The organism is Arthrobacter mangrovi, from assembly GCF_026011795.1.
GTDB classification, from domain to species: Bacteria; Actinomycetota; Actinomycetes; order Actinomycetales; family Micrococcaceae; genus Crystallibacter; species Crystallibacter mangrovi.
On the sequence record NZ_BRVS01000008.1, the window covers coordinates 252,170 to 266,766 of the forward strand.

General features: G+C 71.3%; 13 protein-coding genes and 1 riboswitch. Of the genes, 11 read left to right on the plus strand and 2 right to left on the minus strand.

Translation table 11 applies throughout. From position 1 onward, the window contains the following. Positions 1-26: 26 nt before the first annotated feature. Positions 27-956, minus strand: a complete 930-nt coding sequence (locus AHIS1636_RS10750; RefSeq protein WP_264795808.1) for a LysR substrate-binding domain-containing protein — start codon at positions 954-956, stop codon at positions 27-29. 137 nt (positions 957-1,093) lie between these two features. Here AHIS1636_RS10750 and AHIS1636_RS10755 point away from each other — a divergent pair, with 137 nt between their 5' ends. From AHIS1636_RS10755 to AHIS1636_RS10775, 5 genes are all read left to right on the plus strand, one after another. Further along, positions 1,094-2,389 (plus strand): MinD/ParA family ATP-binding protein, encoded by a 1,296-nt coding sequence (locus AHIS1636_RS10755; protein ID WP_264795809.1) that lies wholly within the window; start codon positions 1,094-1,096, stop codon positions 2,387-2,389. Positions 2,390-2,499: 110 nt separating this feature from the next. Continuing rightward, entirely contained in the window at positions 2,500-3,573 is a 1,074-nt protein-coding gene (locus AHIS1636_RS10760) for an alkene reductase (protein ID WP_264795810.1), read from the plus strand. 45 nt (positions 3,574-3,618) lie between these two features. After that, entirely contained in the window at positions 3,619-5,448 is a 1,830-nt protein-coding gene (glsA, locus tag AHIS1636_RS10765; RefSeq protein ID WP_264795811.1) for a glutaminase A, read from the plus strand. Between the two features lie 65 nt (positions 5,449-5,513). Beyond that, positions 5,514-5,660: a hypothetical protein gene (locus AHIS1636_RS10770; protein WP_264795812.1), complete on the plus strand. Its 147-nt coding sequence runs from the start codon at positions 5,514-5,516 to the stop codon at positions 5,658-5,660. A 68-nt stretch (positions 5,661-5,728) separates the two neighbouring features. After that, positions 5,729-6,796, plus strand: a complete 1,068-nt coding sequence (locus AHIS1636_RS10775) for a medium chain dehydrogenase/reductase family protein (RefSeq protein WP_264795813.1) — start codon at positions 5,729-5,731, stop codon at positions 6,794-6,796. 51 nt (positions 6,797-6,847) lie between these two features. Here the strand turns inward: AHIS1636_RS10775 and AHIS1636_RS10780 are convergent, their stop codons facing one another. Further along, complete coding sequence (locus AHIS1636_RS10780) at positions 6,848-7,468, minus strand: TetR family transcriptional regulator (protein ID WP_264795814.1); 621 nt, start codon at positions 7,466-7,468, stop codon at positions 6,848-6,850. Positions 7,469-7,600: 132 nt separating this feature from the next. Between AHIS1636_RS10780 and bioB the strand changes: the two genes are divergently transcribed. From bioB to AHIS1636_RS10810, 6 genes are all read left to right on the plus strand, one after another. Continuing rightward, positions 7,601-8,737: a biotin synthase BioB gene (bioB, locus tag AHIS1636_RS10785; RefSeq protein ID WP_264795815.1), complete on the plus strand. Its 1,137-nt coding sequence runs from the start codon at positions 7,601-7,603 to the stop codon at positions 8,735-8,737. 100 nt (positions 8,738-8,837) lie between these two features. Next, entirely contained in the window at positions 8,838-10,142 is a 1,305-nt protein-coding gene (locus AHIS1636_RS10790; RefSeq protein WP_264795916.1) for an adenosylmethionine--8-amino-7-oxononanoate transaminase, read from the plus strand. Between the two features lie 8 nt (positions 10,143-10,150). After that, positions 10,151-11,386 carry an aminotransferase class I/II-fold pyridoxal phosphate-dependent enzyme gene (locus tag AHIS1636_RS10795; protein WP_373875829.1) on the plus strand — a complete coding sequence of 412 codons (1,236 nt, stop codon included), beginning with the start codon at positions 10,151-10,153 and terminating at the stop codon, positions 11,384-11,386. Beyond that, entirely contained in the window at positions 11,383-12,453 is a 1,071-nt protein-coding gene (locus AHIS1636_RS10800; protein WP_264795817.1) for a cytochrome P450 family protein, read from the plus strand. Before AHIS1636_RS10795 ends, AHIS1636_RS10800 begins: the two co-directional genes overlap by 4 nt. Then, positions 12,450-13,184, plus strand: coding sequence for a dethiobiotin synthase (gene bioD, locus AHIS1636_RS10805; RefSeq protein ID WP_264795818.1), 735 nt, complete (start codon positions 12,450-12,452; stop codon positions 13,182-13,184). The genes AHIS1636_RS10800 and bioD overlap by 4 nt, the downstream gene beginning before the upstream one ends. A 127-nt stretch (positions 13,185-13,311) precedes the next feature. Beyond that, positions 13,312-13,483, plus strand: a riboswitch (cyclic di-AMP (ydaO/yuaA leader). Positions 13,484-13,486: 3 nt separating this feature from the next. Then, entirely contained in the window at positions 13,487-14,389 is a 903-nt protein-coding gene (locus AHIS1636_RS10810) for a C40 family peptidase (protein ID WP_264795819.1), read from the plus strand. Positions 14,390-14,597 lie beyond the last annotated feature (208 nt).

Here is a 14,597-nt window from a genome sequence, read left to right on the forward strand (position 1 = left end):
GCGCAGCGGCCGCCTTCCGGCGTCGGCTACCCCGTCGCCCTGGCTGCCGGGCCACCCGCCGCTCCGCCGGCTTCCGCGCAGAAGTCCAGGAACGCCCGCAGGCGCAGGCTCGGCCGGGCCGTGGACGAATAGGCAACGCAGACGTCGCTGTGGCCGACGGGGCCGTCGATCTCCACCGTGGCCAGCGGCAGGCCGTCGTAGCTCGTGTTGACCGGCGGGCGCTGGACCAGCACGGTGTAGCCGAGTCCCCGGGCGACCATGCCGCGGACGGCTTCGAAGCTGGAAGAGCGCCAGGCGATTTTCGGGTCCAGTCCGGACAGCCGGAGGTTGACCAGCTGGTTGTCGCGGACCGTGGGGATGTCCAGCGAGACGAAGTCTTCCTCGGCGAGTTCTGCCAGCCTCACGCTCTTGCGCCCGGCCAGCGGATGGTCCGCGGCGAGCAGCACGTAGGGGCGCCCTTCCTTGACCGTGCGTGCTTCGACCCCGGGCAGCAGGTGCCGCGTGTGGGTCAGCACGGCGTCGAGGTAGCCGTCCAGCATCTTCTGCTGCAGCTCCCTGCCTTCGCCCTCTTCCAAGGTGACCTCGAGCCGGCGGTTCGGCTTGATGAACTTCTGGCTGATTACCGGAACCCAGAAGGCGGCAAGCGTGGTGTAGCAGCCGATGGCCAGCGGACCAACCAGCCCCTGCTGGCGCTCCACGATGGTGTCCTGGACGTCATCCGCGTGGCGCACCAGGGAGCGGGCGTCCCGCAGGAACTGCTGTCCGACGCCGGTGAGCGAAATGCCGCGGGAGCGCTGGCGGACCACCAGTTGCGAACCGACGGTCCGTTCCAGGTCCGTCAACGCCTGCGACATCGCGGCCTGCGAGATGTGGCTGGCGGCTGCCGCTGCCGAGATGGATCCGTGGTCCGCGACGGCGACGAAGTACTGGAGCTGCTTCAGCGTGAAATTGACCACCGGCCCAGCCTACGCGGCCCGCTCCCGTCAAGGGGCGGCATCCGGCGGCGGCGCCGGCGGGCCGTATTTGTTGATCGGAGGGCCGCGCGGGGATGATAAGCGATGAACCCTTTCACTCCCGGAGGTTGGCAGCGACGATGACGAAGCATGTTCCCGAGTCCCGGACGGCTGAGACCGTCGGGCAGCCAGCCAGCCGGCGCGCCCTGCGGCAGTCGCAGCCCGGCACGCCTCCCGGACAGCCCGCCCAGCCGCCGCGGCCGCTGTCCGCGCCGGCCGAACCGATCCCGCCGGCACCTTCCGCGCCCGCCGAACCGATCTCGAAGGTGCCTTCCTCTCCCGCCCAACCGATCTCCTCGGTGCCCTCCGTGCCGGCCGCACAACCAGCTCCCGGCCAGCGGGCGATTCCCTCCCGGACATCGGAGGGCGCGGCCCGGTCAGGCGCCCCCGAGGCTTCCATCCCGGCCGCTCCCCCGGCCCGCCGCCGCGACCTGCGCGAGACGTCCTTCCTGGTGACCTGCTCAGCCCAGCAGCCTGCGACGAAGGGCTGGCGCGGCGTGCTTTCGCGCATGGGCCTGCGGATCGAGCCGTCCCGCGAGGAGCTGGCCGAGCGCGAGGATGTGCGGATGGTCAGCCAGCACTGGCCCGGGCCGAGGACGGTAGCCGTCGTCAACCGCAAGGGCGGGGCGAATAAGACCCCCACCGTCGTGATGCTGAGCGCGATCCTCGCGCGCTACGGCGGCGGTCCCGTGCTTGCCTGGGACAACAACGAGTCGCAGGGCACGCTGGGCTGGCGCACCGAGCAGGGGCCGCATAACTCCAGCGTGCTGGACCTGGTGGATTCGTCCGGTAAGCTCCTCTCCCCCGAGTCGAACGCCGCGGACCTGGCGCACTACGTCCACCATCAGGCCGCCGACAAGTTCGACGTGCTGCGTTCGGACGAAGACGACGAGGGCGACCACGAGGTCACGGCGGAGGAAGTCGACATCGCGCACCGGGTAGCCAGCAAGTACTACCGGCTGATCGTCATGGACTCCGGCAACACCTCGCGCTCGGCCAACTGGCGGCGGATGATCGACCACAGCAACCAGCTCGTGGTGCCGGTGACGGCCATGGAGGACCGCGCGGAAGCGGCACGGCTGACCCTGCAGACACTCGAGTCGCGCGGCGAGCATGAAGCGAAACTCGCGCGCAACGCCGTCGTGGTGGTCTCCGAGTCGACCGACGCCGGCCGCGGCATGACGGGTGAAGCCCGCAAGCGCGCCAAGATCGAGGCGGAGCGGATCGAGGAGGGCTTCCGCCCGTTTGTCCGCGAAGTGGTGCGGATTCCCTACGATCCGGCGCTGGTGAACGGGCTCATCCGGTACGCGATGCTGCAGCCGGCCACGCAGCGGGCCTGGCTGCGCGCGGCGGCCGCGGTGGCGAAGGGGTTCTAGGCCCGCCCGCCGTCCCGCCCGGTTCGCTGCCCGAGTGCCGCCGCCGGAATAACCGGGCGGGTGCCGTCGGTTGCCGCTTAGGAAGCCATCCGCAACCAAGGGAAAACCACGTGAACCTCTTTACTCCCCTGTCCGTCGGCGCCCTCGACCTGCCGAACCGCCTCGTTATGGCCCCGCTGACCCGCCTGCGCTCCGGCACGGACGGTGTGCCCGGCCCGCTGGTGGCCGAGCACTACCGGCAGCGCGCCTCGCTGGGCCTGATCGTGACCGAGGGGACCTACCCGAGCTTCGCCGGACAGGCCTACGCGCACCAGCCCGGGCTGGTCACGGAGGAACAGATTGCAGGCTGGCGGCGGGTCGCTGAGGAGGTGCATGCCGACGGCGGACGCATCGTCGCGCAGGTGATGCATTCCGGCCGGGTCAGCCACCCGGCGACCAACGGCGGCCGCGACGTGGTGGCACCCAGCGCCATCGCGATCGACGGCGAAACCCACACGTATGAGGGAAAGAAGCCCTATCCGGTCCCCCGCGCCCTGGCCACGGACGAACTGCCCGGGATCATCGACGAGTTCGTGCAGGCCTCGAAGAACGCCGTCGACGCCGGGCTGGACGGGGTGGAGCTGCACGCCGCCAACGGCTACCTGCTGCACGAATTCCTGGCGCCCTCGTCCAACCAGCGGACCGACGCCTACGGCGGTTCCCCGGAGAACCGCGCCCGCCTCGTCGCGGAAGTAGCCGCCGCCGTCGTACAGGAAATCGGCGCTGACCGCGTGGGCATCCGTATCTCCCCCGAGCACAACGTCCAGGATGTGCTTGAGTCCGACCCGGAGGAGACCCGCGCCACCTATGCCGCCCTGCTTGACCGGCTGGCGCCGCTGGGCCTGGCCTACCTGAGCATCCTGCACAAGGACCCAGCCGGCCCGCTGGTCCAGGACCTGCGCGCCCGCTTCGGCGGCGCGGTGCTGGTCAACACCGGGTTCAGCGTGGTCACCACGCGCGAGGAAGCCCTCACGATCCTCGACGACGGACTGGCCGACGGCGTCGTCGTAGGCCGCCCGGCCCTTGCCAACCCGGACCTGGTCCGCCGCTGGCAGGAGGATCTGCCGCTGAACACGCCGGACCCGCAGACGTTCTACACTGAGGGACCTGCCGGCTACACGGACTACCCCGCCCTGGCCAACTAGGCCGCTGCGGTGCGCGGCGCCCCGCGGCGCACCTAGGCTGGCGGTATGGACTCCCCCATCCAGACGTACCTGCAGGCCCTGCACGACGAGATCGCCGGCATCCGCGACGGCACCCCGGACAGCAGCATCCCGGGCATCGCCGGCGTGGATCCGGACCGCTTCGGCATCTGCCTGGCCACGGCGGACGGCTATGTCTATGAGGTCGGCGACACGCGGGAGGACTTCACCATCCAGTCCATCTCGAAGCCCCTGACGTACGGGCTGGCGCTGGCCGACCTGGGCGCCGAGGCGGTGGACGGGAAGATCGACGTCGAGCCCTCCGGGGACGCGTTCAACGAGCTGTCGCTGGCCGAGGGCACCGGCAGGCCGGCCAACGCGATGATCAACGCCGGTGCCATCGCGGCGGCCTCGCTGGTCAAGGGCAGGGGCGGCAGCTCCCGGTTCGAGCGGATCCTGAAGACCTACTCGGACTTCGCCGGCCGGGAGCTCGACTACAGCGCTCGGGTCTACGAGTCCGAGCGGCGTAGCGGTTTCCGCAACTACGCGATGGGCTACCTGCTCCGGCAGTTCAATATCCTCGAGCAGGATCCGGTCCCGGTGCTGGAGGACTACTTCCGGCAGTGCTCGGTCCTGGTCACCTGCCGCGACCTCGCAATGGTCGCCGCCACGCTGGCCAATGCCGGCGCCAACCCGGTGAGCGGGAAGCAGGTGCTGGAACTGGACGTGGTGGAGCGGGTGCTGTCCGTGATGGCCACCTGCGGAATGTACGACGACGCGGGTTCGTGGCTGAGCTCGGTCGGCATGCCGGCCAAGTCCGGGGTCGGCGGCGGCATCATTGCGGTGCTTCCGGGCCAGGTCGGCGTCGGGATCTACGCGCCGCCGCTGGACGGGCACGGCACGAGTGTCCGCGGCGCCGCGGCCTGCCGGCGGCTCTCCCGCGACCTCGGACTGCACTTCGTGCATGCCGCCAGAACCGGCCGCTCCGCGATCCATGCCAGCTACGACATCACCGCCGCCCCCTCGGGCATCCGGCGGAACGACGAGGGCGCCGAGGTGCTCCGCTCCCACGGCCACCGCGCCCGGATCATTGAGCTCAACGGCGACCTGCTTTTCGCCGGCACCGAATCCGTCATCCGCGAGGTCAGCGCGCAGAGCCCGGACGTGGAGCTGGTCATCCTGGACCTGCGGCGGGTGGACGAAACCGGGCGGGTGGCGGCCAAGCTGCTTCCCCGGCTCCGCGATGCCTTGGCCGATGCCGGCTGCGGGCTGCTGCTCATCGATCCCGGTGGCGTACTGGCCGGCGCCCTCGGCAGCAGCGAAGACGGCGGAGACGGCTGCGCCCCCGCCTTCGGCACCCGGCGCGCCGCCGTCGAAGACGCCGAAAACCAGCTGATCGCCCGCTACGGCAGCGAGCTCTGCCTGCCCGAAACGGTGGCGGTCCCGGATTCCCCCGCCCTCGGATCGCTGGACCCTGCCGTGGCAAAGGCGCTGGCGGAGCGGATGGAGCCACGGGAGTACGACGACGGCGACGTCATCCGGCGCGCGGGCCAGCGGTTCGGCGGGATCTACTTCATCAGCTCCGGCAAAGTGGCCAGCTCCCTCCCCGCGCCCGGCGGCGGCCGGATCCGGATCAGCACGCTCAGCGCCGGCATGACCTTCGGCGAACTGGCCCTGGCCAGCGACGACCGCCAAGAAACCACCGTCAAGGCAGTGGGCCCCGTCCAGGTCAGCGTCCTGACCGCGGAAGCCATGGCGGAGATCGAAGCGGGCGACCCGCGGCTCGCCGTCGAGCTGTGGAAAACGCTGACCCGCGATGCCTACGTGCGGGTGGACCAGTACCTGCGCGAAACTGCCATCCGGGACGACGGGAGATAACCGGAGTACGGTGGAAGTACCAGTCCGCCCCGTGCGGCGGACGCTTCTGTTGGAGGACAGCAGCTATGGCACAACCAACCATCCCGCAGGAATTCGACCGCAGGCATAGCGAAGACGCCGTAGAGGGCGAGGCGGAACAGGCCGTGCAGATGCCCCATCCGCACTCCCAGGACGCGGCTGAGGGGCCGGATATCGAGGAAGCCCCACGCTAGGACCCGCCTCCCACCGGGCCGGGCCGAAAGGCCTTAGCCCGACCACGAGGCCCGCATAGGGTTGCAGTATGAAGCGCGTCGTGGTCCAGCGATTCGGCGGCCCTGAGGTCCTCCAGGTGGTGGAGGACGAGGATCCCCGGCCGGCGCCCGGCGAGGTTGTTGTGAGGGTACTGGCAGCAGGCGTGTCCTTCACGGATTCGCAGCTACGGGCCGGCACCTATTTCCACGTCCCGAAGCCTCCGTTTACGCCGGGCTACGAGCTCGTGGGGGTCGTCGAGGAACTCGGCGCCGGACGCTCCCTGCTCCATATTGGAGATCGCGTCGCCGCCTTGACGGTCTGGGGCGCCTACGCGGAACGGGTCTGCGTGCCGGAGGCAGAAGCAGTGGAGGTGCCGGAGGACCTCGACCCGGCGGAAGCCGTCTGCCTCGTCCTGCCCTACATGACCGCTTACCAGGTGCTGCACCGCGTGGCGAACGCACAGCGCGGCGAAAGTGTGCTGGTGCAGGGCGCGGCCGGCAGGGTGGGAGTCGCCGTCCTTGAACTCGGGGCGGCGGCCGGACTCCGGCTTTACGGCACCGCCTCCGCCGAGGACTGTGCGTCCATCGAGCGGCTGGGCGCAGTGGCGATCGACTTCCGGAGCGAGGACTTCGTGGCCCGTGCGCACGCCCTTCCAGGGAAAGGGGTGGACGTTGTGCTCGACGGGATCGGCGGCCCGCTGTCGCTCCGTTCGTTCCGCGCGCTGCGTCCGGGGGGCCGGCTTGTCGTGTTCGGCCACTACGCGACGCTGTCGCACGGCCGCAAGAGCCGGCGGGGGTGGTTCGAATGGTACGTCTCCACTGCTGCCGTCGCGGCGTGGGGCCTGCTCTCCCCTCGGCGCCGTGTCCTCGCCTACCGGGTCCAGAAGGTGCACGAGCGTGCCCGGCCGCTGGGCGTCGGAGGAGGACCTCGGGACCCGGACTGGTACCGGGAAGACTTTCGTGCGCTGCTCGACCTGCTTCGCGGCGGACAGATCCACCCGGTTGTCGCGGAGCGGCTGCCGTTGTCCGAGGCCCGTCATGCCCACGAGCTCCTCGAGCACTCGGCGGAGAAAGGCAAGCTTGTGCTGGTCCCGTACGGCGCGCCGGGCGCTGGCTGACGGGCGATGATGCCGAACAGGCACCGCTCAACCCGCCCATGGCGCAGCGGCTCAGGCGCGGGCGGCCAGCCCCAGCCCCGCTAGGACCGTGTCCACCCCGAAGAGGAACGCCTCGTCGTCGTTGTTCCGCTCCGCCCCTTCCGGCAGCAAACCGGCGGCGGCGAGGTCGGCGTGCGTCTGCTCCTCCGCCACCGAGCCCAGGATGCAGTGGGTCAGCGTGCGCGCGCCCCAGGCAGCGGGCTGCGCACCCAGCCCGCGGCGCTCGAGCAGCCGGCGCAGGGTGCTGATGGCCGGAAGAGCCTCGGAGGTCATCGCCTGTGCCAGCGAGACGACATCCGCGCCGTCCCGCACGGAGAGCAGGGCCGAGCGGATGTCCAGGGCCAGCTGCCGGACGGGCTCCGGTCCGCCGATTGGAGACCCGGTATCCGCAGCGGCGCCGGACACCTCGCCCTCCGGCCCGTCGGGATGATCGGCGTCAGGCTCCGGCACGGCGGCCAGGATTTGACGGGCCAGCACGCCCAGCAGTTCCTGCTTGTTCTTCACGTGCCAGTACAGCGCCCCGGGCTGCACGCCGAGGTCGCGGGCCAGCCGCCGCATGGACAGGTCGGCCAGCCCATAGCTGCGCAGGATCTGCATCGCCGCGTCCTCGATCTGCCGGCGGGTCAGCGCCATCGGGTCCTCCTGTTGGTCGTATCCGCCGCAGCGGCAGGTTCCAGTCCATCATGCCGCGTCACATTCGAAGCAAACTTGAACGCCGTTCAATAATCTCTTGACACCGCCTCCGCCCATTCCGATACTTGAACGGTGTTCAATTACTTTAGCGACCTGGCCGCGAAACAGCTGGACGGCGGCACCCTGACCCGCGAGGAAGCCCTCGCCATCCTGCGGTCGACCGACGATCAGCTGCTCGACGTAGTGTCGGCCGCCGCCCGCCTCCGCCGCGCCCACTTCGCCAACACGGTCAAGGTGAACTACCTGGTGAACCTGAAGTCCGGCCTCTGCCCGGAGGACTGCACCTACTGTTCGCAGCGGCTGGGGTCCGCGGCCCAGATCCTCAAGTACACGTGGCTGAAGCCGGAGGAAGCGGCCGAGCAGGCGGCAACCGGTATCCGGGCCGGCGCCTCCCGCGTCTGCCTCGTAGCGAGCGGCAAGGGCCCCACGGACCGGGACGTGGACCGGGTGGCCAGCATGGTGGAGGGCCTGAAGGACGAGCACCCGCAGGTCGAGGTCTGCGCCTGCCTGGGCATCCTCAAAGACGGCCAGGCGGACCGGCTCAAGTCCGCCGGAGTCGACGCCTACAACCACAACCTCAACACCAGCGAGTCCAACTACGCGGACATCTGCACCACGCATGAGTACGCCGACCGGGTCCGCACCGTGGAACATGCCAAGGGCGCCGGGCTCTCCCCGTGCTCCGGCCTGATCGTCGGCATGGGCGAGTCCGACGACGAGCTGGTCGACGCGGTGTTCGCGCTGCGCGACCTCGACGCCGACTCCATCCCGGTCAACTTCCTGATGCCCTTCGAGGGCACGCCGCTCGAGGGCACCTGGCTGCTCACGCCCGCGCACTGCCTGCGCATCCTCGCGCTGGTCCGCTTCGCCAGCCCGGACACGGAGCTGCGCATGGCCGGCGGCCGCGAAATGCACCTGCGCTCGCTCCAGCCGCTGGCCCTGCAGGTGGCCAACTCGCTCTTCCTCGGCGACTACCTCACCAGCGAGGGGCAGGCCGCGAAGGCCGACCTCGAAATGATCGCGGACAGCGGCTTCGTGGTGCTCGGCGCGGACGGTGCCGCGGCGGCTGCCGGCGCGGAGTACGACGGCGGCGCCGCGGCTTCAGCGTCCGAGCCCGCCGCGGCGGTGGTCGACGATAACGATCCCGCGAGCGTCCCGGTCACGATCCGACGGCGCGGGGCCGGAACCCGGCTCGCCCCGAACGCCTAGGCGCGCCGTGGTACTGCACTCCCCCGCCGCCGTCGTTCCCGGCACGGCCCCCGGCTCCGGGACCGAAACCACGCGCCGGCGTACGCCCGGCACCGGCACCATCCGTCGCGACCGCGGCCTCCTCTGGCATCCCTACGCCCCGCTGGACGGCCCGGCGCCCTTTGCCGTCGAGGCGGCCGGCGGCGTCCGGCTGCAGCTGCGGGCGGCGGACGGCGAGCGCTTCGACGTCGTCGACGCGATGAGCTCGTGGTGGTCCATGATCCACGGCTACCGGAACCCGGTGCTGGACGAGGCACTGCGGCACCAGTCGGAGCGGTTCAGCCATGTCATGTTCGGCGGCCTCACGCACGAGCCCGCGGTGCGGCTGGCCGAGCAGCTGGTCCGCCTCGCGCCGCAGCCGCTGGAGCACGTATTCCTCGCCGACTCCGGCTCGGTCTCGGTGGAGGTGGCGCTCAAGCTGGCAGTGCAGTACCAGGCGGCGACGGGCCGGCCGGAGCGGCAGCGCTTCCTCGCGCTGCGCGGCGGCTACCACGGCGACACCTTCGCGGCCATGAGCGTCTGCGATCCGGTGGATGGCATGCATTCGGCCTTTCCCGGGCTGGTGGCGCAGCAGGAGTTCCTGCCGCGGCCGCCGGCGGCGCGATTGGACAACGACGGCGAACTGGTCGCCGATGCGGCGGCGGTGGCGGGCTGGATCGCCGCCCTCAAGGAGACCGTTGCCCGGCAGGCCGGGGGGCTGGCGGCGATCATCGTGGAGCCGGTGCTCCAGGGCGCCGGCGGCATGTTCGCCTACGCCCCGGAGTGCCTGCGTGCGGCGCGGCGGGTGGCGGACGAGCACGGCCTGCTGCTGGTCTTCGACGAGATCGCCACCGGCTTCGGCCGGACGGGCCGGCTTTTCGCTGCGGAATGGGCCGGGGTCTCTCCGGACATCATGTGCGTGGGCAAAGCGCTGACCGGCGGCTACCTCACGCTGGCGGCCGTGCTCTGCTCCGCCGAGGTCGCCTCGGCCGTCACGAACTCGGAATTCCGGGCACTGCTGCACGGGCCGACCTTCATGGGGAATCCGCTGGCGTGCGCGGTCGCCTCGGCGTCGCTGGACCTGCTGGAGGCCAACGGGTGGCGGCAACAGGTGGGCGGGGTGGAGCGCGGCCTGGCCGCCTCGCTGGCCCCGGCCGCCGCACTGGGATCCGTGCGCGAGGTGCGCGTGCTCGGCGCCGTCGGCGTGGTGCAGCTGGACCGGCCCGTGGACATCCCCGCCCTCACCCGGGCCGCCCTGGATCGCAGCGTCTGGGTCCGCCCGTTCCGCGACCTGGTCTACACCATGCCGCCCTATGTCTCGTCCGCGGCGGACGTCGCCGCCATCGGCGCGGGCATCACCGGCGCCATCGCGGAGGTGCACGGCTGATGGGCGCCATGCAGCGGTGGCTGGAGGACCAGGCCCGGGTGCGGAGCCGGCGCGGGATTGTCCGGCAGGCGGCCGTCCGGGACGGCGCCGCGGGTCCGGCGCCCGCGCATTCCGCGCCGTCCGCGCCGTCCGCGCCGTCCGCGCCTTTCGTGCCCGGGGCCGGCCGGCGCACCGCCCGCCCGGTGCTCGACCTCGCCTCCAACGACTACCTGGGCCTCTCCACTGACCCGCGGCTGAAGGCCGCGGCGGCCGGGGCCATCGACCGCTACGGAACCGGGGCTCGGGCCTCCCGCGTGGTCACCGGGACCCTGCCCGTCCACGACGAGCTCGAGGCCGAACTGTGCCGGCTGACCGGAATGCCGGCCGCCCTCGCCTTCTCCAGCGGCTACGCCGCGAACCTCGGCGTGCTGACGGCCCTCGGCGGTCCCAGAACGCTGCTGCTCCGCGACGAGCACAGCCACGCCTCGCTGGTCGACGCCGCCCGGCTCTCGCGTTCGCCGGTCGAGGTATTCCCGCACGGGGACCTCGCCGCCTTGCAGGCCATGCTGGCCGCGCGCACGCAGCCGCGCGCCGTCGTCGTTGTCGAGTCCATCTATTCGGTGCTCGGTGACGCGGCGGACCTGGCCGAAACGGCCCGGCTCTGCGCGGAGCATGATGCCTTGCTGGTGGTCGACGAGGCGCACGGGATAGGAGTCGCCGGCGGCGGCCGCGGCGCGGTGCATGCCGCGGGGCTGGCCGGAGCCGGGCAGGTGGTGCTCACCGCGACGCTGTCCAAGGCGCTCGGCGCGCAGGGCGGCGCCGTGCTGGGTTCCGGGGCCCTCCGCCGGCATCTGGTCAATACGGCCCGCAGCTTCATCTTCGACACCGGGCTGGCCCCGGCCGCGGCTGCCGCCGCAGCGGAGGCGTGCCGGATCATCGCCGACGAGCCGCAGCTGGCGGGACTGGTCCTCTCGAACGCCGCGGTCCTGGCGCAGACCTGCGCCGTTCCCCAGGCCGCGGGCGCCGTGCAGTCGGTCCCCGCCGGCGGCCCCGGGAACGCCGCCGCAATCGCGGAGGAACTGGAGGCAGAGGGCGTGCTGGTCGGCTGCTTCCGGCCGCCGAGCGTGCCGGACGGCATCTCCCGGCTGCGGCTGACCGCCCGCGCAGACCTCACCGCCGAGGAGACCCGCCGGGCCGCGGAGCTGGTCGCGGCCCGGCTGGCTTTGACGCTCCCGGCCGCGCAGGCCGCCGAGGCCGTCCAATGAATTTCCACGTCGTCACCGAGCCCGCGCAGGTCCGCGAGGTCATGCGCCGCACGGAAGATTTCCTCCCGACGAACGCGCTCACCGCCGTCGTTCCCCTGGCCCCGGCCGCGCTGCGCATCCTTAGCCGCGCCCGCTTCGCGCTGCCGCCGGTGCTTGCCTCCGCGACCGGCGAGGCGCACTTGCGCGTTCGCCGCCTCGTCGCCGGCTTCTTCACCCCCGCGAAGGTCGCCGCCGTCACTCCCCGCGTGCGGGAACTTGCCGCAAAGCGCTGCGCGGAGGCCGCGCCGGCGCTGCGCAACGGACCGGTCGATCTGGCGGACATGGTGGCAAAGCACGTCCCGCCGGTGGTGATGGCGGAGCTGATCGGCATCGGCCTGCCGGACCTGGACACATTGAAGCGGTGGAGCCGCGACTCGCTGGAGCTGTTCTGGGGCTGGCCGGACGCGGACCGCCAGCCGGCACTGGCCGCCAGCGCAGCCGAGTTCTACACCTGGCTGCGGTGCGAAGTCGCCGCCGCGCGGGGCACGGACACGCTGTTCGGCGTGCTGGACCGCGCTGGCCTCAAGCCTGCCGAAATCTGCTCGCTGGGCTACTTCCTGGTGATCGCCGGGCAGGAGACCACCGCCCAGCTGATCGCCACCGCGTTCTACCGCACGCTGCAGCACCCGGACCGGTGGCGGCTGCTCGCGGCGGGCGGTTCCGGCCGGGACTTGGTTCGGCGAGTGCTCGCGACCGAGTCATCGGTCCACACGTGGCGCCGCGCCGCCGCCCGCGCCACCGAGTTGGGCGGCACCGTGCTGCCCGCCGGGGCCGAGATCGTCCTGGAGCTTAGCGGCCATCACGGCCCCGATGCCGGCGCCACCGCCTACTCGCTGGCCTTCGGCCACGGACTGCACCGGTGCCTCGGGGCGAAGCTCGCCGAGCTGGAAACGGTACTCGTCCTCGAGGAGACGGCGCGTGCCCTGCCGCAGGTGCGGCTGGATGGGCCGGACCCCGCGTGGCTGCGCCTGCTGTCGTTCCAGAGTCCCCGGACCGTCCTCGTCCGGCAGGAGCCCGATCTTCCATGACCGTCCCTACACAGTCAGGCCCACGGCCCCTCGGCGGGGACCTCGCCGCCGGGATGCGGGAGCTGCCGCGGATCATTTTCGTCACCGGCACGGATACCGGCGTGGGCAAGACCCGAACGACGGCGGCGCTCGCCTCGGCCCTGTCCGGCCACCCGGAGGGGCCGGTGGCGGTCTACAAGCCGGCGCAGACGGGCGTGGCTCCGGACGAGCCCGGAGACATCGACGAGATCCGCGAACTCTCCGGCGTGGACCGGGTCTCCGAAGGCGTCCGGCTGCTGCACCCGATGGCCCCGCGCGCGGCCGCGCGCCGGGAAGGCGCGGTCCTCCCCGGCCTGGACGACCACGTCCGGCACATCCGGACCGAGGCTGAAACGGCCGCCCATGTGCTGGTCGAAGGCGCCGGAGGGCTGCTGGTCGAGCTGGACGGCGAGGGGCATACCCTGGCGGACCTGGCCGCACAGTTCCCGGACAACTCGGCGACCGTCGTCGTCGCCCGCAGCGGCCTCGGCACGCTCAACCACACGCTGCTTACGCTCGAGGCCCTGCGCACCAGGAAGCTGCGCGTGGCCGGCCTCGTCATCGGCTGCTGGCCCTCCGACCCCGATCCCGTAGAAACGGACAATCTCAAATTTTTCTACGGTCTTAATACCCCCCTCTTGGGCGCCGTACCGGCGGGCACATCACTCCTAGTCAGGCCGGATTTGCTCGATCAATCCCCAACTGTGGATTAACAGAATCTGAATGTGAAGTTGTCCACAACTGCCCGGTTCCGAGTTGGTGGTTACCAAACCGTTATGTAGTGTTGTCGAAGCGTCGGGCCCTACCCGGCCAGCTCGAGTGGATTGCCTAACTCTGCCACCACAATTCGAGCCCGTTCAGTAACCGCTGGCAGAGGCGGGGGACCCAAGTTTTTCGGGCTTCCACGGAAGCCCTTGGGGTTAAGCCGAGGAGTACGTTCCGTACTGCTCCACGGCCGGGTGACTCCCATCCGAACCCGACAGCTCACCTCGTAGGCATTGGGAGAGGCACAACTGTGTTCACGAACAATTCCGCGCGCCACCGCGCCACCCCGGCCCGCAACTTCCTCATCAGCGAGGCCACCAAGTCCGTTTCGGCCAACGCCGGCAAGGTCGGCCGCAGCGCCGCCGTCGTCACCGCCGGTGCCGGCCTGATGCTCGGTGCGGGCATGCCCGCCGCCAACGCCGCGGGCGAGGCCCCGGACCACGCCGCCGCGTACGTGGCTCCGGCCGCTGCCACCGAAGCCGCCGCCTCCGAGGCCGTGGCCGCAGTTGCCCAGTCCGCCGCTTCCGATGCCGCCGCCACCTCCCACACGGTGAAGCCGGGCGATACCCTCGGCGCCATCGCCAGCCAGTACGGCGTGGCCCTCGAGGATGTCTTCGCCGCCAACGGGATGGGCATGGAGTCCATCATCTACCCGGGCGACGTCATCGCCCTTTCCGGTGCCGCCGAGTCCGCTCCGGCTGCCCCGGCTCCCGCCGCCGAGGCCCCCGCCGCCGAGGCTCCGGCCCCGGAGATCGCCGCCGCTCCGGCCGGCAGCATGAACGTCTCCCTGGCCAGCGCCGAGATCTCCCCGGCGTCCGCCACCTCCGGCATTGCCGGCATCGCCAAGTCGATGGTCGGCAGCCCGTACGTCTGGGGCGGCACCACCCCGGCCGGCTGGGACTGCTCCGGGTTCACCAAGTGGGTCTACGCCCAGGCCGGAATCGACCTGCCCCGCACCAGCCAGGCCCAGGCCGCTGCCCTGACCCCGACCAGCAACCCGAAGCCGGGCGACCTGGTGTCGCAGAACGGCGGAAGCCACATCGGCATCTACCTCGGCGGCGGCAAGATGGTCAGCGCCCTGAACCCGGGCGACGGCACCCTGGTCCACCCGACCAGCTGGATGAGCGTCGACGGTTACTACACCGCTGGCTAAAACGTAGGCTTCCGGGCCGGCCCTTCCCCCATAGGCCGTCCCGGGATCGCGGAGCAGCTCCGTTCGGATTCGTTCCGGCGGAGCTGCTCCCTTTAACTCCCTGGCTCCGGTTAACTCCCCGGCCCCGGGAACCTGCGGACCGGCCCGGATTCACTCTTCCGGGGGAGCGGATCCGCCCCTCCGGGGGATCACCGGCACAGGCGGACTG

Bases quoted from the DNA above. Each gene is read 5' to 3' on its own strand.
- AHIS1636_RS10755 (WP_264795809.1), top strand. From the start codon at position 1,094: ATGACGAAGCATGTTCCCGAGTCCCGGACGGCTGAGACCGTCGGGCAG.
- glsA (WP_264795811.1), top strand. From the start codon at position 3,619: ATGGACTCCCCCATCCAGACGTACCTGCAGGCCCTGCACGACGAGATC.
- AHIS1636_RS10770 (WP_264795812.1), top strand. From the start codon at position 5,514: ATGGCACAACCAACCATCCCGCAGGAATTCGACCGCAGGCATAGCGAA.
- AHIS1636_RS10775 (WP_264795813.1), top strand. From the start codon at position 5,729: ATGAAGCGCGTCGTGGTCCAGCGATTCGGCGGCCCTGAGGTCCTCCAG.
- AHIS1636_RS10780 (WP_264795814.1), bottom strand. From the start codon at position 7,468: ATGGCGCTGACCCGCCGGCAGATCGAGGACGCGGCGATGCAGATCCTG.
- AHIS1636_RS10795 (WP_373875829.1), top strand. From the start codon at position 10,151: ATGCAGCGGTGGCTGGAGGACCAGGCCCGGGTGCGGAGCCGGCGCGGG.
- AHIS1636_RS10800 (WP_264795817.1), top strand. From the start codon at position 11,383: ATGAATTTCCACGTCGTCACCGAGCCCGCGCAGGTCCGCGAGGTCATG.
- bioD (WP_264795818.1), top strand. From the start codon at position 12,450: ATGACCGTCCCTACACAGTCAGGCCCACGGCCCCTCGGCGGGGACCTC.